This window comes from Duncaniella sp. B8, from assembly GCF_005304985.1.
Taxonomy (GTDB): domain Bacteria; phylum Bacteroidota; class Bacteroidia; order Bacteroidales; family Muribaculaceae; genus Duncaniella; species Duncaniella muris.
Genome location: NZ_CP040121.1, coordinates 2686278 through 2707799, shown reverse-complemented (window position 1 = coordinate 2707799; position 21522 = coordinate 2686278). Strand labels below are relative to the sequence as shown.

15 protein-coding genes are annotated in these 21522 nt (G+C 49.1%); 7 read left to right on the top strand and 8 right to left on the bottom strand.

Annotated features, from left to right (window positions below):
* Positions 1-128: 128 nt before the first annotated feature.
* From FDZ78_RS11420 to FDZ78_RS11400, 5 genes are all read right to left on the bottom strand, one after another.
* Positions 129-2390, bottom strand: a complete 2262-nt coding sequence (locus FDZ78_RS11420; RefSeq protein ID WP_123611050.1) for a cation:proton antiporter — start codon at positions 2388-2390, stop codon at positions 129-131.
* A 32-nt stretch (positions 2391-2422) separates the two neighbouring features.
* Entirely contained in the window at positions 2423-3139 is a 717-nt protein-coding gene (locus FDZ78_RS11415; RefSeq protein WP_123398085.1) for an MgtC/SapB family protein, read from the bottom strand.
* 8 nt (positions 3140-3147) lie between these two features.
* Positions 3148-4059: a hypothetical protein gene (locus tag FDZ78_RS11410; RefSeq protein WP_124075547.1), complete on the bottom strand. Its 912-nt coding sequence runs from the start codon at positions 4057-4059 to the stop codon at positions 3148-3150.
* A gap of 208 nt (positions 4060-4267) precedes the next feature.
* Entirely contained in the window at positions 4268-5635 is a 1368-nt protein-coding gene (locus FDZ78_RS11405) for a DUF5723 family protein (protein WP_137426205.1), read from the bottom strand.
* Positions 5636-5667: 32 nt separating this feature from the next.
* On the bottom strand, positions 5668-7461 hold the full coding sequence (locus FDZ78_RS11400; RefSeq protein WP_124075544.1) for a hypothetical protein: 1794 nt from the start codon (positions 7459-7461) through the stop codon (positions 5668-5670).
* A gap of 368 nt (positions 7462-7829) precedes the next feature.
* Here FDZ78_RS11400 and FDZ78_RS11395 point away from each other — a divergent pair, with 368 nt between their 5' ends.
* The 6 genes from FDZ78_RS11395 (at position 7830) to glmM (ending at position 16318) form a co-directional block, all read left to right on the top strand.
* Complete coding sequence (locus FDZ78_RS11395) at positions 7830-10172, top strand: BamA/TamA family outer membrane protein (protein WP_240740266.1); 2343 nt, start codon at positions 7830-7832, stop codon at positions 10170-10172.
* 66 nt (positions 10173-10238) lie between these two features.
* On the top strand, positions 10239-10913 hold the full coding sequence (locus FDZ78_RS11390) for an HAD family hydrolase (RefSeq protein WP_107031571.1): 675 nt from the start codon (positions 10239-10241) through the stop codon (positions 10911-10913).
* A gap of 57 nt (positions 10914-10970) precedes the next feature.
* Positions 10971-13133: a HAMP domain-containing sensor histidine kinase gene (locus tag FDZ78_RS11385; protein WP_136408580.1), complete on the top strand. Its 2163-nt coding sequence runs from the start codon at positions 10971-10973 to the stop codon at positions 13131-13133.
* Positions 13134-13194: 61 nt separating this feature from the next.
* Positions 13195-14244, top strand: a complete 1050-nt coding sequence (locus FDZ78_RS11380) for a bifunctional oligoribonuclease/PAP phosphatase NrnA (RefSeq protein WP_123399746.1) — start codon at positions 13195-13197, stop codon at positions 14242-14244.
* Entirely contained in the window at positions 14241-14924 is a 684-nt protein-coding gene (locus FDZ78_RS11375) for a DUF4827 family protein (protein ID WP_107031568.1), read from the top strand. Before FDZ78_RS11380 ends, FDZ78_RS11375 begins: the two co-directional genes overlap by 4 nt.
* An 8-nt stretch (positions 14925-14932) precedes the next feature.
* Positions 14933-16318 carry a phosphoglucosamine mutase gene (gene glmM, locus FDZ78_RS11370; RefSeq protein ID WP_107031567.1) on the top strand — a complete coding sequence of 462 codons (1386 nt, stop codon included), beginning with the start codon at positions 14933-14935 and terminating at the stop codon, positions 16316-16318.
* Between the two features lie 141 nt (positions 16319-16459).
* Here the strand turns inward: glmM and FDZ78_RS11365 are convergent, their stop codons facing one another.
* From FDZ78_RS11365 to FDZ78_RS11355, 3 genes are read right to left on the bottom strand one after another with little or no spacing between them, the layout of a single operon-like run.
* Complete coding sequence (locus FDZ78_RS11365; RefSeq protein WP_123399744.1) at positions 16460-17713, bottom strand: glutamate-5-semialdehyde dehydrogenase; 1254 nt, start codon at positions 17711-17713, stop codon at positions 16460-16462.
* Positions 17714-17761: 48 nt separating this feature from the next.
* Positions 17762-18853 carry a glutamate 5-kinase gene (gene proB, locus FDZ78_RS11360; RefSeq protein ID WP_107031565.1) on the bottom strand — a complete coding sequence of 364 codons (1092 nt, stop codon included), beginning with the start codon at positions 18851-18853 and terminating at the stop codon, positions 17762-17764.
* A gap of 22 nt (positions 18854-18875) precedes the next feature.
* Complete coding sequence (locus FDZ78_RS11355) at positions 18876-19655, bottom strand: pyrroline-5-carboxylate reductase (RefSeq protein WP_124075543.1); 780 nt, start codon at positions 19653-19655, stop codon at positions 18876-18878.
* A 228-nt stretch (positions 19656-19883) separates the two neighbouring features.
* Here FDZ78_RS11355 and guaB point away from each other — a divergent pair, with 228 nt between their 5' ends.
* Positions 19884-21362 (top strand): IMP dehydrogenase, encoded by a 1479-nt coding sequence (gene guaB / locus FDZ78_RS11350; protein WP_107031563.1) that lies wholly within the window; start codon positions 19884-19886, stop codon positions 21360-21362.
* The last annotated feature ends 160 nt before the right edge of the window (positions 21363-21522 follow it).

The window sequence follows — 21522 nt, the reverse complement described above, 5'->3', positions numbered from 1 at the left end:
TATGTTTCGATTTACAATTTTTAAACAACCGTCAGGCCGGATGGTTCACCGGTGGGTCTGATAATTTTCATGTCTGCAATCATTTTTACGCCTCTAAGTTACAATGTTTCCACCGAGTTTGCAAATTATCAGCCCTCAATATCGGCAAGACGCTTTACAGAGCCTACAGCCCAGATCGTGTCACCCTCCGAAAAAACGATTGATGGATCTGGCTGAAGGTAATCGCCGTCACGCTGGACTGACACAAGCAGTGACTCCCAGACGTTTCGGAAATTCGAACTGACTATCGTCTTTCCTATCAGGGGCGAAGAGGCTTTCAGGCGGACTCCTGTCAGCCGGATGTCATCTGCCGAGACTTCAGGAGCTTCATCGTCAGCAGCCTCCACAACCGGCAGCAGTTTCTGAATCTCGTCATCCGTACCTATCACGCCAAGCACGTCACCGGGGAAAACCCGTTCCTCAGCACCGGGAACCATTATCAGATCACCACCTCGCTGAATCGAGGCTACCGAAACGCCGAAACGGCTGCGCAACCCAGAGTTTTTCAACTGTTCGCCGACAAATGGACATTTATAGCCGACTGTCATATAGGCAAGGTGCATATTGGGCACCAGGCGGTTTTTGGCTCCGCTACGCCGCAGCTCACGCTCGTTGAGATTGTCGATGAAACGCGATTCGATGCGGACCATGCGCTTATGGGCTGATTTGGAAAACGATAAAACGAGTATGAAGAACAGCCCTACCCCTATGGTCCATCCCACCTTCATCGAGTAGATCGAGCTGAGAAGATAAACGAGAATTGTCATGGCTATAAGCAGACGCACTATGGTCATGACGATCAAAGGCACGTCATACCGGGCATTGGCCGCGATCAGGCGCTCGCGCTCGGTCTTCTTTGATGCCGGATAGGTCATGGCCAGCAAGAAGGGAGCCATGAGAAGCAGTGAAACCACGGTAGCAAACAGGCGCCCCCAGTTCGGGAAGAGTCCGGTGAATGTAGGCACTATATAATCAAGCGAAATCAGCGACATGGCTATGAGCACTATCGAATACAGGACCACGCGCCAGAGATAACGTTTGAAAAGTGAATGCCAGAGCTGACGGGTGGCACTGGCTGAAGTTGTAGCCTCCTCTGTGTAGCGGTTAATGAGGAAGTGCAGGCGTCTTGGCAGATGCGCTTCCACAAAATTGGCGGTCGGATCGGCCATACGGATAAAATAAGGAGTGGTAAAGGTTGTGACCACCGAAACGGCTACTACAATAGGATAGATCTGCGCATCAAGGACTCCAAGCGACATGCCGAGAGATGCGATGATGAAGGCGAACTCACCGATCTGAGTAAGCGAAAATCCGGATTCAATGGCCACCCGCAATGACTGACCGGTCAGCAACATGCCGGTTGTACCGAAAAAGATCATACCGCAGATAACCACAGCCGACAGAATCAGGATCGGAAGCCAATAATGTGCGATGATAGCCGGATCAACCATCATGCCCACTGAAATAAAGAATATCGAGCCGAAAAGGTCTTTGACCGGAATGGTGACACGTTCGATGCGCTCGGCAAAACTTGTGCCGGCGAGAATCGACCCCATCACAAAAGCTCCGAGTGCCAGGGAAAAACCGCAGGCAACCGAGAATACAGCCATGCCAAGACACAACCCCATTGATATGATCAACAAGGTTTCGGAATTCAGAAATCGGCGCTGGGAATTGAGCAAAGACGGCAACGCGAAGACTCCGACAACAAACCAGATGATCAGGAAGAATGCAAGTTTGCTGACGCTGTAGAGCATTTCTCCGCCCTCTACGCTGCTGTTAATAGCTATTGACGAGAGCACCACCATCATCAGCACGGCAAAAAGATCTTCCACAATAAGCACGGCAAATACCAGCGAGGCAAATTTGCGGTGACGCAGATTCAGGTCTGTGAACGCCTTTATTATAATAGTGGTGGAAGACATTGACAGCATGCCTCCAAGAAACAGACTGTTAATATGAGAAAAACCGAGCATATGCCCTACGGCAAAGCCCGCGCCCATCATGCCGCAGACAATAAACAGAGCCGTCACCACAGCCGACCCTCCGGCATTCACAAGCTTTTTGAAACTGAATTCCAGACCGAGCGAGAAAAGCAGCACCACAATGCCCAACTGGGCCCAGAATTCGATATTATCCTCTGTGGTTACAGACGGCAGATATTCAAAATTCGGGCTGGCAAGAAATCCCGCTACTATATAACCGAGAACCACCGGCTGTTTAAGCCACTTGAACAGAAGGGTGGTTACAGCACCGAGTATAAGCAGAAAGGCCAGATCGCGGATCAGGCCCTCTACATTGAAAGCCTCAGTCACCTGTGTGGCATTGGCAAGAATAAGATTCAGTAACATGCGTAAGAGGCGAATTGTCGTATTGACTGGTGTCAGCTCAGATCAGCCTGATTTGACAGAGATATGGAGATTGTGGGGCGCAGGTCATGGAGAGCCGAGAAGACCTCGATAAAATCAGAGTGCTCACGGATAAGGATCAGCAGATTAAGCCGCGTTGTGGATGCTTCGTAGTCATATTCCACATACACACGTGAGAGATGGATATTGTAACGTGCAAGCACATCGCGATACGGCTCTATTGATTTCACGATTCCTTTGACTTTCAGCCGGATTGTTCGCGCTTCATTCCCAACGTTGACCCGATGTTCGATCTGTTCGAGAATCGTCAGCACGAAAAGCACCAGCAGCGTAGCCACGAATGCGATCAGGTAAAGGCCACACCCTACAGCCATGCCTATCGTGGCGATAATCCATATGCCGGCGGCGGTGGTCAGACCGCGGACCGAGCCTTTCATCTGGATTATTGTGCCGGCGCCAAGGAAACCGATACCTGACAAAACCTGAGCCGCGATACGGCTCGGATCGCCACGCAGCAGTCCGACCGTTTCCTGGCAGACGTAAATTGAAAGCATCATGGCAATACAGGCTCCCATCGAGATGAGCGAGAATGTGCGCACCCCGGCCATCTGCCCTTTGCGCTTACGCTCGATCCCGATCAGGCTGCCAAGCAGCAGACTGGCCACTATGCGAAGAATCGCTGTCAGAGGGGTCAATTCTACATTGTCTATCGATTGCCAGAAATGCTCCATCTCCCCTATTATTTTTTCAATGTGAAGTGGCGTGAGCTGAGACGATAGCCGTCAGTGAACAGTTCCACGGTATAGTCTCCGGGGGTCAGAGTTGTGTTCACATCCCAGTAAATTTTGATTCCGGCAATCTCATCGCCGGCATATTCGATGCTCTTGCGTGCACTGCACGGCACTGATTTGCCTTCGAACGAGAACGAACCGGCACCACCGAGCAACTGACCTTCCGGATTCACGATGCGCAGATAGATAACTTTCTCCCCTACAGGAGTGGAGTTGTTCTGGGGTATAGTAAATGTCACCATCAGCTGCTTGGCCTTGGTCACGTTTTTCTCAACTTTGCCGTTTTTCTTAAGTGCCGTAAGAGTCACACCCGTGACATTGAGTTTTTCGGCGAGTGTCATACGCTCGCTGAGAGTCTCATTGTTGCGAGTGACCTCCTGCACCTGCGATGACAGGCGCTGGTTCTGATCCTTGATCTCCTGATTTTCAGCGCGCAGACCGGCGTTTTCCTTATTCAGTGAGTCAATCTGAGCTATGTAGTGACGGAGAAGCCCCTTGAGTGTTGAGATTTCGTTCTGAAGTTCATTGATACGGGCCTGAGACTTTACTTTCTCGCTCTTAAGCTCTTTCATGAGCTCTTCAACCTTGGCTTTGGCTGCGGTATATTTAGCAAGAATGGTATCGTTGGCCAGACGCTGGGCCTGGTCTTCATACTGCTGAAACTCGGCATTAAGCATATCAAACTCACTGGAGAGCTGAAGCTGCTCGTTCTGAAGCTGCAGTTCTTCATTCTGAAGACGGGCTTCATTCACTTCTGATTTGAGAGAAGCCACCTGTGTGACTCCAAACCCTACGGCGATAAGCAAAAGAATTGCCAGGACTATGATCAGAATGATCATCGGCGACATCTTACCTTTCATATTGCTGTCTATAAAATTTTTATACTTGTTTTTAAGAGGTTCTCCTTTGAAATTTTGCAAAATTACTAAACCCTTGCTAAAAAAACAAATCCAAATTCCAACCCGCATCTAAAATGGTGGCCGCCAGACAGTCTGCCAAAACGAAATCCCCGGCATATGCAGCCAAAGCCACACATGCCGGGGACAATATGAGTCTGTGATCAGCCTGTTAGAACGGAATATTCATGCCCAAATTAACGTTAGCGTTTGAATTGAGGGGAACACCCTGCTTTGCAAGTTTGCAGGGAGTGCGGTCAGAAGCGACAAACAGATTAAAGCCTGGAACTTTCAGGTTGACTATCCAGCCGAATGACGCGCCGAAAGTACCAACACCGAAATTGACACCTGCTGAAAGACATTTTACCGGCTCTACGTTTGCTGACAGACGGAAGTCAGTCCAGGTGAACGGACCGTTGACACGGGTTGTGTTCAGAAATCCAAACTTTGCACGACGGTAGACCGGAAGAGTGTACTGGGCGCCGATATTCATCGTAGCACCGATGCCTGACGTGCGGCTGCCGGTGTCGCCAAGGTCTTCGAGCTGATAGAGCATGGAGAGATTGTCCTTGAATTCGTCCCATGTGTCATTGTTGTCGACGTTGAATGTGTATTCGTCTGTGACTACCTGCTGATTGCCATTGGTCGAGGCCACATGGTTGTTGTTCCATGAGATGAAACCGAGGTCAAGAAGCGAAGCGGAGAATTCCCAGTCGTCGTTGAGACGATATACGGCACCGAGATCAACAGCCGCGCCATAGCCGCTGACAGGCGAGAAATCCTCGACCTCAACGCCGTTGACATAATCGCGGTGAGTATCTTCATTGTATTTTGTCTTATACTTCAGGTTCTTGAGGCTTCCCTGCAGTTCGGCATCTACATTGGCCACCCAGGTATCCTCGCGCAGCTGAAGTTTGGCAGAATTGATATTGGTCTCTACAGAGCCGACGCCCACAAGAAGCTTGAGAGTAGCTCCTACGCGGAGTTTCTCATTGATCTGACGAGAGTGACCGAGTGCGATTTCAGCCCATCCGGCTCCGCGCACATTGAGATCTGAAAGATCATAGGTGGAGTTTTCGACACCTTGTTTTGCCAGACGGAATATATCTTTCGGCAGAGCCACGCCTACATCGGCACGGGCATTCACGCTCACTGTGTTGTAGCCACCGAGGCCGCTGAATCCGAACGCAATTACAGTCTCACGCAGACTTACACCAAGGCGGCTCTTGTCTTTGAGCCCGTCAAGCACTTTCGAGGCGCTCACTTCCGGGTTAAGGAAAGTGGTGGTCTGACCGTTGACGTTATAGAGTATGTGGTTGATACCGATTGTTCCGTTAGTGGCTACATTAAGGTTGCCGATTCCGGGCATAGCCACAAAACCGTGACCCTCATTGCCGAACGCCGGGTTTGACTGGAAACGATAGAGGTAATTGTCATCAAAATATCCCGACTGAAGATTCTGGGCATAAAGGCCTGCGGGAAACAGGGCTATAACCGCAGCCATCCCCCATCCGGCCAGATTTTTTATATTGGATTTCATTTCTTACTATGTTTTTAAGGGTATGGTTGAGGTTAAAGTTCGTCAATATAGAAGCCTGAAACAGTTGCTTTGATGCCTGTCAGCTTTATAGTGTCATCCGGACGGAGAGTGACACCGTCTTTTGTCACTACGGCTGTAGCGAAATAGCGGACACCGTCAAGGCCAGTTATCGTTCCTGTGCTTTCGAGTTCTATGGAGGATGTCTCGCCGGCTCTCACTGTAATACTGCCGAGGCCCACAGGTTTGCCAGTGGCGAGATCCTTACACTGATTTCCCTGCTCATCAACCGGATATCCGGACAGAACAATATCGAATGGCAGAGAGTTTGACACTGTGGCACCTAACTTGAGTTTCTCAATTGTAACCTTGTCAAGAGTCTCGTCACTCCAGCCGTCAGTCACTTCGTCATAAACGATTTTTGAATTTACGCCAAGATTTAGCGGCGCATAGAACTTATAAACACCCTCAAGCTTCTGAAGTGTCTGGGGAACAGCAAAGTTGGAAACCTTGCCAGGGCCCACTTTTGGATCATCAAACGACACTTCGATAGTTGAAGGAAGACCGTTGCCGCTGAGCACATTGCCAAGCCCTTGATAGCGCACCGGAACAGCATTGGCAAAACCTTCGAACGAACCTGCGGCCGAGGGATCAGGTGCAAGACAGAATTTGTAAGGTCCGGCAATGCCCGCATTATGGCCTATATTGATCAACTCGCCTGCATCAAGAGAATAAGGCTTGCGGCTACCGTCTTCACGACATGCGGTAAGGGTAAGGCCGCTGCTTGCATCTAGGCTGTAGCCTGCAAGGGGGTTGTTGATCGAAAGATAGAGCTGAGGGTTGGCCATAGTGATATTGGTCTCGTCCTGACGCAGAAGATCAGGCAGATCATTGAGCGCTACGGGATCGACGTTGAAATCGCTGATGCTATAACAGATCTCACCGTCAACAGCATTCACTGTTATGTCAGATCCGACAGAAGAAAGAGTCAGAGTGGTCTGAGTCGGGACTGAAGATATGTTATTGTTTGTCACGGCAACCACATATCCGTCCTCAACCCCGATGCTTCCGCGGATGGTGAGAGTTCCGGGATTCTTACCGGAAGTATCCGGGACAAAAGAATAGAGACCCTGACCAGCAAGTTTTGCAAAGTCAATTTCATCCACCCGGATGGTTACCTTATGGCTCATGACACCTGAACTGAGGTTGATGTCAGACAGATATATGATTCCGTTATCTGAAACGTAGTCCGGCGTATGAAGACCGACAGGAAGTTTCAGATATAGATTGCGGAATGCCACTGATTTGAATGCTTTTCCACTATTAAGCACACTAAGGGTGATATCAATGGTCCAGTCGACAGCGATCTTTGACAACGAACGGATGCTTTTGTCGACAGTTGCTGACGTATAGGTAAACGATGTATTGAAGCCTTCTATACTATAAGTAAAACTCTGCTCCCCGATGCCCAGCGGAGGGATAACGATGTCGGTATTTCCGTTGACAAGAGAAATTGTGGTTGATGCGTCAGGGATGAACGGACGGGCAAGCGAGACAGGATTGACCTTGAGGTCTTCAGATTTGAATTCTCCATCGACAAGCACTGCATATATGCCGTCGACTTCCTTGACCACACTTTCGTCATCAAGATCAAACACATTTGACAGAGTTATCTCGTCAAGATTGACAGGAACAACAAGATTGTTCACCTTGATCTCGGCGGTTGTGTCAATGTCCGAGAGGTCGTAATTGTCATCAATACATGCGGTCAATGGCATAGATGCCACGGCAACGGCAGTCAATGACAGTCGTGAAAGGGATTTGTACATATGTCTAAAATAATGATTGGTGTCATTTAAATCCATATATGACATCCATGCAAAACCTTGTGTTTAACCGGTTATCAGGCCGATGCAATAATATCAGATAAAGAATCCACTCTGCAATCGGAGTAAAGTCAACAAAAAAATCAGTTAAATCAGTCACTTGGACTTTGCCGGATATTATATTGTGTGTGAATTATCGGAAAAGTGGTGCAAAAATACAAATTTTCACAATACCCAACAATATTTTTCGCAATTAAATATTAAACTGTATGTTTTTATCGCTCCCGGCGGGTTAAGCAGCCTGCGCTGACTGCGATTTTAAGCCTTCGGCTTGGTTATTTGAGCAGGGAAATGTAATTTTGTACACTAATATGCGTAGAAAATCGCAAATCCTGATGACCATTGTCTCGCTGTGTGCTCTCATTACCTTGTGGAGTTGCAGTGCGACCCGTCATGTGCCACGCGGCAAATACATGCTCGACGATGTCAGCATTGAGATTTCCGGCGATAAATCCGTAAGTAGCCATGATCTGATAAACTATTTGAAACAGTCGCCGAACCATGAGGTGTTAGGCTTCTGGAAACTCCAGTTAGGCACCTATAACCTGTCAGGCAAAGACTCGACAAAATGGTATAACCGCTGGGTGCGTCGCATGGGGCAGGCTCCGGTCATATATTCTCAATCGCTTACCGACGCATCTGTAAGGCAACTCAGGCTCGCTCTTGTGAACCGTGGCTATCTTGAAGCAGAAGTAACTGCTGACACCATGATGATGCCGGCTGAAAAGAAAATCAAGGTCGCCTATAAAATTAACACCGGTGAGCCCAGACGCATTGCGATTATTCGCCATGAAATTCCCGATTCAGCAGTCAGAAAACTGATTCTTGCCGACTCCGCCCAGTTCTCAATCCATCCTGGCGATCGCTTTGACCGCGACAATCTTGATTCCGAACGCGCACTTATCACCCAAAGACTCCGCGAGCACGGATATTATTCCTTCAACAAGGAATATATCACTTTCTATGCCGATACATCTGAATTCAATAAGGATGTAGATCTCACCCTTACAGTCCGGGCTCCCAGAAACTCAGCCAACAAACCACAGCCAGCCGACAGCACGACAAATCACAATATATATTATATAAACAAGGTATATTTCGTTACAAGCAATTCCGGCTACAACTCATCATCAGATATCGCAGGTGACACTGTTGTCTATAAAGACATCACTGTCATCTACGGCAAAGACCATTATCTGAAACCGGGAATCCTACAGCAAAAATGCTTTATAACTCCCGGCAGCCTCTACCGGGCCTCGGATGTAGACCGTACATACGAAGCCCTCGCCAGGCTAGGCATACTGAAATCAATAAACATCGAATTAGTTCCGACCGGGAGCGAAAACGGGCGGCATGAACTGGATGCCTACATCCTGCTTGCACGAAGCAAAAAACAGTCAGTCACATTCGACGTCGAAGGCACAAACTCGGAAGGTGATTTCGGCTTCGGGCTTGGAGCCACATACCAGCACCGCAATCTCGCCAAGGGGTCTCAGCTTCTGACAGCCCGCCTGCGCATGAATTACGAAAGCCTTTCAGGCAAGTTCAACGGCCTGATCAACGACCGTTACACAGAATATGCAGGAGAAATCGGCATTACCTTCCCGAAATTTGAATTCCCCTTCGCCTCTCAGAGCGTCAAACACAAACTCAATGTCGACACAGAGTTCGCCCTCTCATTCAATTATCAGGAACGGCCGGAATACACCCGAATAATAGCCGGCGCAGCATGGAAATACAAATGGGTAAACCGCAACAACACGCGACGCCACAATTTCGACCTGATAGACATCAATTACGTCTATCTGCCTGAAAGCACTCTTGACTTTCTTGACCAGATAGCTCCTGACAATCCACTGCTGCGCTACAGCTATGAGGACCATTTCATCATGAGCATGGCATACCGCTATTATTACACCAACAAGAGGATACCGTCGTCTCTGCTGCGAAAATACACTCTCCAGCCGAGAGTCTACACCCTCCGTGCTTCTGTAGAAACCGCCGGCAACCTCCTTTATGCCATCTCATCACTCTCAAACGCAAGGAAAGACAACGGTTCCTACAATGTGTTCGGCATAAACTATTCCCAATATGTAAAAGGAGAGGTGGACTATGCTATCACCCGCAACTTCAACCAGCGCCACTCACTCGCATTCCACGCCGGAGCCGGCATTGGTGTGCCTTACGGCAATTCGACAGTCCTACCATTCGAAAAACGCTTCTATGCAGGAGGAGCCAACGGCGTCAGAGGATGGGGAGTCCGCACACTCGGTCCCGGAAGTTATGACTCACGCAATTCAGTGACTGACTTCATCAACCAGTGTGGTGACATCCGCCTTGATCTGAGTCTCGAATACCGTTCCAAACTTTTCTGGGTAATTGAAGGTGGAGTCTTTGTAGATGCCGGAAACATATGGACAATACGCAACTACGAAAACCAGCCGGGAGGCATGTTCCATCTCGACACATTCTGGAAACAGATCGCTGCCGCTTATGGCTTAGGCCTGCGCTTCGACTTCACTTACTTCCTCTTGCGTCTTGACCTCGGCATGAAAGCCCACAACCCCGCAACCGGCCAGGAACGATGGCCCATAGTCCACCCGAACTGGCACCGTGACGCCACATTCCATTTTGCCGTAGGCTATCCATTCTGACATCTCATTCAACAGACAATTACAAACCGGATAATCCCGGTCAATATCAACATATCACCAAACAGCATGAAACAGCTCGTCATTTTCGATCTCGACGGAACTCTGCTTGACACCATATCCGATCTTGGTGCCGCAACCAATTATGCGCTCAGATCTTTCGGCTACCCAGAACACAATCTCAGTTCATACACAAAATTTGTCGGCAACGGAATCACGCGCCTGATTGAGCGCTCACTGCCGGAAGACGACAAGACACCGGAAACCGTGGCCAAGGTCCTTGAGAAATTCACTGAATATTACAACGAGCACAAAACCGATCTGACCAAACCCTATCCCGGCATCCCTGAACTGCTTAAAGAACTCGAATCAATGGGGCTTAAATTAGCCGTTGCATCAAACAAATACCAGGCAGCAGTCGTGTCTCTGATCCGTCACTATTTCCCTGATATCAACTGGTGTGCTGTAGAAGGCCAGAAAGAAGGCGTGCCGACAAAGCCAGATCCTTCGATTGTTTTTGAGATCCTGGCCAAATGTCCGACCCGAAAGTCGAAAGTATTATACGTGGGTGATTCCGGAGTCGATATGGAGACCGCACGCAGGGCCTGCGTGGATTCATGCGGAGTAAGCTGGGGATTCCGGTCTGTGAAAGAACTGCGCGACCACCACGCCGACAACATCGTCAACACTCCGGATGAAATAATTACCGTTGTCAAGCGCCCAGGTCTGGGACTTGACAGCTGACAGGCACGGCAGCTATCAAAATCGACAAACCGCCACCACTCGACCATTCCTACCGTCATGAGCACAAAATACATATTTCTTGCATGCCTGTTTCTTCTTCTGTCCGTCCGCAGCACCGCGACCACCGAGGAGACTCAGAAACAAATAGCCGACTCTCTCTACATTTGCCTGTCTAAGGCCGAAACCCCGGCAGACTCTCTCTGGATCATGGAAAATCTATATGACGTGCTTCCACGAGCCAATGGCAATCTGCTTGGTCTGGAACTATTCGATGTCGCCAACCGTGCAGGCAACAGCAGCGCCGCTCTCAACATACTCCGCCAACTCGCCAACCGCTATTTGGCTAACGACTCCATGCTGATGGAGCTATATAACAAAACCCTCAGCTATCATGACGGTCCCACTCCGACTGTTGACAGCCCCTACCGCGCATCATCTGACGAGTTGAAAGAGACCCGCACTTTCCTGCGCTTTGCCCGAAACATACATCGGGCCAATCACGCGTCAGAAGCCAAACGGCGTGAATTGCTTCAGGAGTTGATCAATACGCATACACTTAACCAACCTACAGATATATACGATCAGGCTGTATTGCTACACTCCATCTGCACCATGCTCTCGCGCACCGGTTCCGACGCCATGCTGACCCGCTATGTCGATAAGCTTGACACCCTGATCCAGCAGTTGCCGGCATCAGCGATATCTCTTCATAACGCCTATTACGTACATGCCGCACTTATCTACAGTCAGGCCAACCAGTTTGAAAAAGCATATCAATGTGACAGAAAGACACTGGAGGCAATCCGCCAATTGGAAAAACAATATAAAGACCGCGGGCGGTATTTCCGCAACTATGACTCTTCTCGCTATGTCATCTATCAGCGGATACTGTCAAACCACACAAAACTGAGTCAGCCCGAATTAGAAAAGTACTATAAGCTCGCCATGCAGCTTGTGGCTAAAAATCCGGAGGTTGCAGAAACAAACAGAAATTACCCCGGCCCACAGATTTTCTACAACATGGCGATCAAGAACTATGCGCAAGCCTTGGAACACATAAAGCACTGCATCAATACACCCTATGTGACTAACAGTTCTTATAGACTCATGCAGCTCCTGCGAAATGAAATCGAGTGCGCCGAAGCCGTCAATGATAAAGAGACACTGCTTGAAGCCTCGCGCCGCTACAACAAGAAGCTCGAATCATATCTGAGCGAACGCCTCGACGAGAAATATAAAGAGCTACAGGTCATTTATGACTCATACGAAATGCGCAACAGTTATGACAAACTCCAACTTGAAAAACAGAATGCCGAAGCTGAAAGCATGTATATGATAGTTGCGATTGCAGCTGTCGCAATATTCATATTGCTGATCTCCGTAGTGATTCTTTTCAGACTCTATCGCAACAATCGGAAACTCGCCCGCACACTTGACAAGAGCAACCGCGCACTGAGAGCAGAAAGCAGCCATCTTGAAAAGTCAAAATCAGATCTGCTCAAAGCCCGTGATGAAGCCAAGAAAGCCAATTATATGAAAACCGACTTCATCAAAAACATGAGTTATGAAGTCAAAGCTCCGCTCAAAGCCATCAATGAATACTGCAAATTAATCACAGATTGCTCTGATGCCTCAAACAAGAAATATCTTGAACGCTTCTCTTCACTGGTGGAACTCAACAGCGAACTATTGTCAACAATCATAAATGATGTGCTACATATCTCTGAAATAGACAGCGAGTCCGTACCAGTCCATAACCGCCCGGTCGAACTGCGTCCGCTCTGTACGATGGTGCTTGACGGCGTGCGCCACCGCCTCAGTCCGGACGTAGCCCTCATGTTTGACACAGCTTCGCCTTACATATGTCTGTTTACCGACCCTCAACGCGTCCACCAGATATTACTGAACCTGCTCACTAACGCTGCAAAATTCACTCCGAAAGGAAGCATCACGCTCGCTTACAGCGTTGACAGCGAGAAAGAGACAGTGACATTCAGCGTAACGGATACCGGAATAGGCATAAAGGCCGATAAGAAAGATTTGATCTTCGAACGCTTCGTAAAACTCGACAAGGAGACACAAGGAGCAGGGCTTGGCCTGACCATCTCGCGCTTGCTTGCAAGAATACTTGGAGGTGATGTCATTCTGGACACAACTTACACCAAAGGCGCCCGCTTCCTGCTGATTTTACCAAAAAATAAAATCTTGAAAATACAATAAATGATATTTAGCGTTTCGCAAGACTGAAAATCCGTCATTTTTTTGTAATTTTGCAACCATTATGGCAGAATTCAAGAGACATTCACGTTTTTTCACAGAACTTGATCCGGCGGTTGTCGACCGGGTCAAACAATTCGTATTGGCCTCTCGCAACATTGTCATCACCTGTCACGTAAGCCCTGATGGAGATGCCTTAGGCTCATCATGCGCACTTTGGTTCATCCTAAAGGCCCTTGGGAAAAACGCAACTGTAGTCACAGCTGACTGCGCTCCGCGAAGCCTGCAATTCCTGCCCGGCGTACGCGAAATAGTTGCCGCTACCCGCAACGGAGACCGCGTCCATGACCTGATTGCCGATGCCGACCTCATATTCTGTCTTGACTTCAATGACATTACACGGGTCGACCGATTGTCTGATGCCATAAGCAAATCTCCGGCAAAAAAGGTTGTGATCGACCACCATCTTGATCCCCGGATAGAAGGTGAGATAGTAATTTCACGCCCTGAAATATCTTCGACTTCAGCCCTGCTTTATATCTTCATGTGGCAAGCAGGCTGGACACGTCATCTCACCAGAAACTCGGCCGCTTGCATCTATACCGGCATGATGACCGATACCGGCAATTTCTCCTACAATTCAAATGATCCCGATCTATATCTCATCATCCATGACCTGATGCGCAAAGGGATTGACAAAGACAATCTCTATAAACTTGTGATGAACACATCATCCGAATCAAGGATCAGGATCATGGGGTTTGCACAATACCGCATGCAGATTCTCCAGCCACACCGGGCCGCTGTAATCATGCTCAGCGAGGATGAGTTGAAAGAATTCGGCTATTCAAAAGGAGATACCGAAGGACTTGTAAATATCCCGCTTTCAATGCCTGAGGTCACCTACTCCGTGTTTCTGCGCGAAGATGCAAAAAACTGCGTGAAAGTTTCAATGCGCAGCAAAGGAGAGTTTTCAGTCAGCCGCATCTGCGAAGAGCATTTCGGAGGCGGAGGGCACACAAATGCCGCCGGAGGCGAATTTAACGGACCTCTTGACAAGGCACTTCAGAAACTACTTGAAATTATTCCAACTTACGACAAATATCTTCAATGAAAAAGTTAATTTTCCCCATATTCGCCATTATCGCACTTGCATTTCTGACAAGTTCCTGCGATGATTCAAAAAGTTATGCAGAACTTCTCGCTGATGAAAATTATGTAGTCAACGACTTTCTGGTACGCCACCACGTGGTCAATTACGTTCCTTCTGATTCAGTTTTCATTTCCCGCCGTGACATCGCAGAAAAAATGTATGAGGAATCAGGCCAGACAGCAGCTGACGAAGCCGCTTACGAACAGGCCATCGTAGAGATAATGGCTTCTCTTGAAAAAGATCCGTCAAAAGACGCTCCTTATTATCGGATCGACGATGACTCAAACGTCTACATGCAGGTCATTTCTGTCGGTACCGATGAAAAACCAAAGAAAAACGACCGCGTCTACTTCCGCTTTACCAGATACAATCTGTTCTACTATGTGGTCGGAGCTGACAACACTCTAATCGGCTCCGGCAATGCGGACTCAATGAATTCCCAGTCGACATTTTTCCTTTTCGAAAATACAAGTGTGAGCGAGTCAACCCAATACGGAACAGGCATCCAGCGCCCGCTCTATTTCCTTGGCTACAACTCAAAGGTGAACATCGTAATCAAATCGCAAGCCGGTCCGGAAACCGATATGTCATACGTTGTCCCTTACCTCTACACTATCACTTATTATAAATCAATGATCTAATAGCACTCATGTCACTCATCAAGAGCATTTCAGGAATCCGCGGTACAATCGGAGGAGCTCCCGGCACCGGCCTCTCTCCACTTGACATTGTAAAATTCACCGCCGCTTACGCAACATTCATCGCAGCAAACACAAGCCGCACAAACCGCACTATCGTAGTCGGCCGCGACGCCCGCCTCAGTGGCAAAATGGTCAATGACATAGTTGTCGGCACTCTGACCGCAATGGGTTTCGATGTGATCAACATCGGTCCGGCCTCCACCCCGACAACTGAAATCGCGGTTGTCGCAGAAAAAGCCTGCGGCGGAATAATTCTTACCGCAAGCCACAATCCCAAACAGTGGAACGCGCTGAAACTTCTCAATGAAAACGGAGAATTTCTGAATGACGCGCAAGGCAAAGAGGTGCTCCGCATAGCTGAAGAAGAAGCCTACACCTTCGCGGAAGTCGATGACCTCGGCCATGAATACACCAACAATACATATAATCTTCGCCATATAGAGCAGGTGCTTGCACTTGATCTTGTTGATGTGGAGGCTATCCGCAAAGCTAACTTTACAGTGGCTGTTGACGCTGTCAACTCCGTAGGTGGTGTGGTTATCCCCCAGCTACTCCGCGCACTCGGAGTGAAAAACATTGTTGAACTCAACTGTGAGCCCAACGGCAAATTTGCCCACACACCGGAACCCATACCTCAGAATCTGACTGAGATCTCAGGACTGATGGCCAAAGGTGTGGCTGACGTAGGTTTCGTTGTCGATCCTGACGTGGACCGTCTTGCAATTGTCATGGAGAACGGAGAAATGTTTGTCGAAGAATATACTCTTGTCTCGATAGCTGACTATGTGCTCGCCCACACACCGGGTTCAACAGTCTCCAATCTCAGTTCTTCAAGAGCATTACGCGATGTCACACACCGTCACGGATGTGAATATTCCGCAGCGGCAGTCGGAGAGGTCAATGTAACTACAAAGATGAAAGAGACAGGCGCTGTCATCGGCGGCGAAGGCAACGGCGGTGTCATCTATCCCGCAGCACACTATGGCCGTGACGCATTGGTAGGCGTAGCCCTCTTCCTTACCCTCCTTGCCAAAAGCGGCAAGAAGGTGAGCGAACTTAAGAAGACTTACCCGGCTTATGAGATCGCCAAAAACAAAATGGAACTCACTCCGGAAATCAACGTCGATGCAATCCTTGCAGCTGTCAAGGAAAAATTCGCAGGCGAGCAGATCACTGATATTGACGGCGTGAAGATCGACTTTGAGGATTCGTGGGTTCACCTTCGCAAGTCCAATACCGAACCTATCATCCGCATCTATAGTGAAGCTGCCACAATGGCTGAGGCAGACGCTCTTGCACAGAAGATCAAAGATGTAATCGCTTCAATGATCTGACAAAGCAAAATTTCGATAAATAACTGATAGTACAGACAGCTGCGTATTCCGATTTGGGAACGCAGCCGTCTGTTTATTTCAGATCTGCCGGAAATAACCGCATTTTAGGGAATTGCACATTTCAACGCCCTCTTTACTCCCTCAGGGGCGCACTTGACCGTTACCGTTGATCATATAACGATAAGTTGTGATTTCCCGCAATCCCATAGGTCCGCGCGGTCCGAGTTTCTGGGTACTGATGCCGATTTCAGCCCCAAGCCCGAACTGCGCGCCGTCAGTAAAACTGGTCGGGGCATTGACGTAGACACATGCTGCATCGACCTCCTGCTGAAATCTGTCGGCCACAGAGCCGTCATCCGTTATTATACATTCACTATGCCCGGACCCATAGACGGCAATATGCCTGATCGCCTCATTGAGATCAGCAACAGTTTTCACACCCATTTTATAATCCATCCACTCGGTCGCATAAGTATCACAGCCGGCCGGAGACAGCAAGGATTCGGGATAGGATCCGCGCAAAACAGACATTGATTCGGCATCGGCATATATATGCACATTCTTCAATGCAAGGCGCTCACACAAAACCGGAAGATCTGAAAGACGATCGCGGTGGATAATCAAAGTGTCAAGCGCATTGCACACGCTCACACGGCGCGTCTTGGCGTTGGCTATTATATCACATCCCATTTTCAGGTCACCGGATTTATCAAAATACGCACTGACCACCCCTGCTCCGGTCTCAATCACAGGCACACGCGCGTTGTCACGGACAAAATCTATAAGCCGGCGGCCTCCGCGTGGAATACAGACATCCACATAGCCGACAGCATTCAGCAACGCGCCGGTAGCATCATGAGTAGAAGGAAGAAGCGAGATAATATCGGGGGAAATGTTATTGCCAGAAAGCACCCGACGGATCAGTGAGACTATTGCTTCATTTGAATTTTCTGCATCACGCCCCCCTTTAAGCACACAGGCATTCCCACTTTTAAAACACAGAGAGAACACGTCAAATGTGACATTTGGCCTGGCTTCATAGATCACGCCTATCACTCCGAACGGCACACGCACACGCCGTATCAGCAACCCGTTCGGTAGGGTACGTCTCTCGATCTCCTCGCCAAGCGGAGATGAGAGTGACGCAACATTCCGCATATCTGACGCTATGGAACCGAGTCTTTCAGGACTAAGCTGCAGGCGGTCATAGAGAGGATTTGTTCTGTCCATACGGTCAAGGTCTTTCTGATTGGCGGCAAGAAGCAGTTCCTGACACTCTTCGATCTCACCTGCAATCTTGCATAGGATTTCAGACCGTTCCCGGTCAGTCAGTGACGGAATTGTCCGCGATGCATCTTTCACCCGGCGGAATATTTCATTATAATCTTCTGTCATAAGCACCTATTATGTAAACTATGAGACGGAATCCGGATATCAGTCCGCTCATTCAATAAAAAGATAGTCATAATGCACAAGCGGTCTGCCACCACGGCGGCCTGCCATTTTCTTTGCATCGGCACCTGAAACGGCGGCACGTCCATAGCCTATTGTTTCACCAGCTTCAGTCAGCAAGGTCACAATGTCGCCCTCCTCCCAGTCACCGTCAGCCGACACAGCTCCGACAGGAAGCAGGCTGACAGCCTTGTCGCTCCGAAGAATTGAGGCAGCCTTGTCGTCAACCCGGATAACACCTTTGGCAAAACTTCCGCTATGGGCTATCCAGCGCTTGATATTGCTGACGGTCTGCGGGCAAGCTTCAAACTCGGTGTGGGGAACAGTCTGCGGACGGCAGATCAGATCCACAAGCACATCCGCTCTGTCTCCACGTGCTATATAAACCGTGACACCCTCTTCGGAAAGTTTACGGGCTATGCCACACTTTGTCCCCATGCCGCCACGGCCAAAACCACTTTTAGAGGATACGACACAGGAACTTAGATCTGTTCCGGCCGCAACCTTTTCAATTAGTCTGGATGCAGGATCTGAAGGTGAGCCGTCATAAATGCCATCAACATTAGATAAAATTATCAACACGTCAGCACCCATCATCGCCGCAATCAGCCCCGAAAGTTCGTCATTGTCTGTAAACATCAGTTCTGTCAGAGAAGCCGTGTCATTTTCATTAACAATCGGTATGACTCCGTTTTCCAACATTGTCTGCATACATGCGCGCTGATTGAGATATGACTCACGCGAGCCGAAATTTTCCTTCTGCGTGAGCACCTGCCCCACCACATAGCCATATTCCGAAAAAAGGCTGTTGTAAAGATTTATCAAACGTATCTGCCCTATCGAGGAATAAAGCTGACGCTGGGCCACAGCATCGAGTTGTCGCTGCGGTTTCAAAACCCCGCGGCCACAGGCCACTGCTCCACTCGAAACAAGTATGACCTCATGGCCGAGACCACGCAAGGCCGCGATCTGGTCAACGAGCGACGAGAGGTTTGTGACATTCGGTTTGCCGTCTGAGCGGGTCAGCACGTTGCTTCCAACCTTGACCACAATCCGGCGCGAATCTGCAATATCGTTATTCATTGAATCTGATGCTTTTCTTTTTTCACTTCACGCAGGCTTTCAGCCCTCTGACCACAGAGGATGTGAATCCGGCATGTTCCATTTCATTCAGTCCGCGGATTGTCAGTCCACCGGGAGTGGTGACTTTGTCAATCTCACTCTCCGGATGTGAACCGGGGCGCTGGAGCAAGGCCACCGCCCCCTTGAGTGTCTCAAGGACAATCTGCTGCGCCTGTGAAGCTTTAAAACCGAGTTCTACCCCGCCTTCAACAGACGCTCTGACATAGCGCATGGCATAAGCGATGCCGCATGAAGCCAAAGCTGTCGCCGCAGGCAGATGAGCCTCGTCAATCACCATTGAAGTGCCAAGACTATTGAATATGCCTTCCACTGCGCTTACCGATGCTTCACCGGCATTAACCGGAACTATAAAGGTCATTGACGATCCAACTTCCATTGCAGTATTCGGCATGACAATCATAAGTTGAGGCAATTCGGAATCTTTCAAAAACCATTCACACAATTGCGCCCCTGGCACACCTGCCACAATCGCAGCCACAGCCTGACGGTTATAATCGAGAACAGGTCTGATTTCTGCGATGACCGACTCAATTATCCACGGCTTTACCGCAAGGATCACAATATCCGCATCGCGCACAGCAACTGTGTTGTCTGACGTAACCGCAATGCCCATTTCCTTTAACGGCTTCAAAGGACCAGGCGAAGGGTTTGATACCGTAATTTTATAATCACACCCGGCGGCACATAGACCTGAAGCTACAGCTCCACCCATTGCACCGGCACCAATTACAGCGATTTTCATATTGAAATGTATTTTTAGAGGTCGTTGTTTAATAACACTCTTAACGTTAAGGACTCTGGAGCAGATCCGACGAGGTCGTATCTCGACAATCAAGACATGCCACTGACCGGCACATCCATAATGCAAAAGTAAATAATATTGGTGAAAGCACAAATATTTTTGGCCGGACATTATCAGTTGAATGGAAAATTTTGATTAACTTTGCACGCAATAAATTTTAATCGTTATATGTCATTTATTGCTGATCGAGTAAAAATGGACGGACTGACATTCGATGATGTCCTCCTTATTCCGGCTTATTCGGAAGTGCTTCCGCGCGAAGTGAACCTTTCCACCCGATTTTCCCGCAACATTACGCTGAACGTACCCCTTGTGTCGGCCGCTATGGACACCGTCACCGAGGCAGCCTTGGCTATTGCCATAGCACGTGAAGGCGGCATCGGTGTTATCCACAAGAATATGTCGATCGCCGAGCAGGCCCGTCAGGTCCACGCTGTCAAACGTGCTGAAAACGGCATGATCTACGACCCTGTCACCATTCGTCGCGGCAGCACTGTCGCTGATGCCCTCAACATGATGAAAGAGTATCATATCGGCGGAATTCCTGTTGTCGATGAAGACCGCAAACTTGTCGGCATTGTCACCAACCGCGACCTCCGCTTCGAGCAGAATCCTCTTCGCCCGATAGACGAGGTCATGACTAAAGACGATTTGGTTGTGACCAACCAGTCAACCAACCTTGAAGAAGCTGCCCGCATACTTCAGCAGCATAAGATCGAAAAACTCCCGGTGGTCGACTCAGACAACCGCCTTGTCGGTCTTGTTACCTATAAAGACATTACCAAAGCCAAAGACAAGCCCAATGCCTGCAAAGACAAACTCGGCCGTCTGCGCGTTGCCGCAGGTGTAGGCGTGACCGGTGACTCTATGGACCGTGTTGATGCTCTTGTTGAGGCCGGAGTAGATGCTATCGTCATTGACACAGCCCACGGCCACAGCCGCGGAGTAGTAGGAGTACTTAAAGCTGTCAAAGAGAAATATCCGCATATTGATGTAGTTGTAGGCAATATCGCAACAGGCGATGCCGCCAAATATCTTGTAGAGAATGGCGCCGATGGCGTGAAAGTAGGCATCGGTCCGGGCTCTATCTGCACCACCCGCGTAATAGCCGGTGTAGGTGTGCCTCAGCTCAGCGCTGTTTATGATGTAGCGAAAGCTCTCAAGGGCACAGGCGTTCCCCTGATCGCCGACGGCGGCATCCGCTACTCAGGCGATATTGTAAAAGCATTGGCCGCAGGCGCCTATAGCGTAATGCTTGGCGGAATGCTTGCCGGCGTTGAGGAATCGCCTGGCGACACCATCATCTACAACGGACGTAAATACAAATCATATCGCGGCATGGGCTCGCTCGAAGCTATGGAAAAGGGCTCGAAAGACCGTTACTTCCAAGCAAACGAAACAGATGCAAAGAAGCTCGTGCCGGAAGGCATTGCAGCACGTGTGCCATACAAAGGCCTGCTCTACGAAGTTGTCTATCAGATGCTCGGAGGTCTGCGTGCAGGTATGGGTTATTGCGGAGCGCCTGACATCGAACGCCTCCACGAAGCCAAATTCACCCGCATCACAAATGCAGGTGTGGCAGAAAGCCATCCCCACGATGTGGCTATAACATCCGAAGCCCCCAACTATAGCGCATCGGCAAGATAAACGACATCATCCTTGCAAAAACAGCACTCCGGCATTAGGTTTATAGATCCTTTTGCCGGAGTTTTTTTAGGCCAGGCCAACCTCCGGATATGCAATAATCACGCCTGATATCCGTTACTTAAAAGTACTATACAATATAACCGGTGCATACTACATAGTA

Excerpts from the sequence above, each read along its gene's own strand:
- FDZ78_RS11355 (WP_124075543.1), bottom strand. The coding sequence starts at position 19,655 with ATGAAAATCGCTGTAATTGGTGCCGGTGCAATGGGTGGAGCTGTAGCT.
- FDZ78_RS11395 (WP_240740266.1), top strand. The coding sequence starts at position 7,830 with ATGCGTAGAAAATCGCAAATCCTGATGACCATTGTCTCGCTGTGTGCT.
- glmM (WP_107031567.1), top strand. The coding sequence starts at position 14,933 with ATGTCACTCATCAAGAGCATTTCAGGAATCCGCGGTACAATCGGAGGA.
- FDZ78_RS11385 (WP_136408580.1), top strand. The coding sequence starts at position 10,971 with ATGAGCACAAAATACATATTTCTTGCATGCCTGTTTCTTCTTCTGTCC.
- FDZ78_RS11365 (WP_123399744.1), bottom strand. The coding sequence starts at position 17,713 with ATGACAGAAGATTATAATGAAATATTCCGCCGGGTGAAAGATGCATCG.
- FDZ78_RS11375 (WP_107031568.1), top strand. The coding sequence starts at position 14,241 with ATGAAAAAGTTAATTTTCCCCATATTCGCCATTATCGCACTTGCATTT.
- proB (WP_107031565.1), bottom strand. The coding sequence starts at position 18,853 with ATGAATAACGATATTGCAGATTCGCGCCGGATTGTGGTCAAGGTTGGA.
- FDZ78_RS11415 (WP_123398085.1), bottom strand. The coding sequence starts at position 3,139 with ATGGAGCATTTCTGGCAATCGATAGACAATGTAGAATTGACCCCTCTG.
- FDZ78_RS11400 (WP_124075544.1), bottom strand. The coding sequence starts at position 7,461 with ATGTACAAATCCCTTTCACGACTGTCATTGACTGCCGTTGCCGTGGCA.
- FDZ78_RS11405 (WP_137426205.1), bottom strand. The coding sequence starts at position 5,635 with ATGAAATCCAATATAAAAAATCTGGCCGGATGGGGGATGGCTGCGGTT.
- guaB (WP_107031563.1), top strand. The coding sequence starts at position 19,884 with ATGTCATTTATTGCTGATCGAGTAAAAATGGACGGACTGACATTCGAT.
- FDZ78_RS11380 (WP_123399746.1), top strand. The coding sequence starts at position 13,195 with ATGGCAGAATTCAAGAGACATTCACGTTTTTTCACAGAACTTGATCCG.
- FDZ78_RS11420 (WP_123611050.1), bottom strand. The coding sequence starts at position 2,390 with ATGTTACTGAATCTTATTCTTGCCAATGCCACACAGGTGACTGAGGCT.
- FDZ78_RS11410 (WP_124075547.1), bottom strand. The coding sequence starts at position 4,059 with ATGAAAGGTAAGATGTCGCCGATGATCATTCTGATCATAGTCCTGGCA.
- FDZ78_RS11390 (WP_107031571.1), top strand. The coding sequence starts at position 10,239 with ATGAAACAGCTCGTCATTTTCGATCTCGACGGAACTCTGCTTGACACC.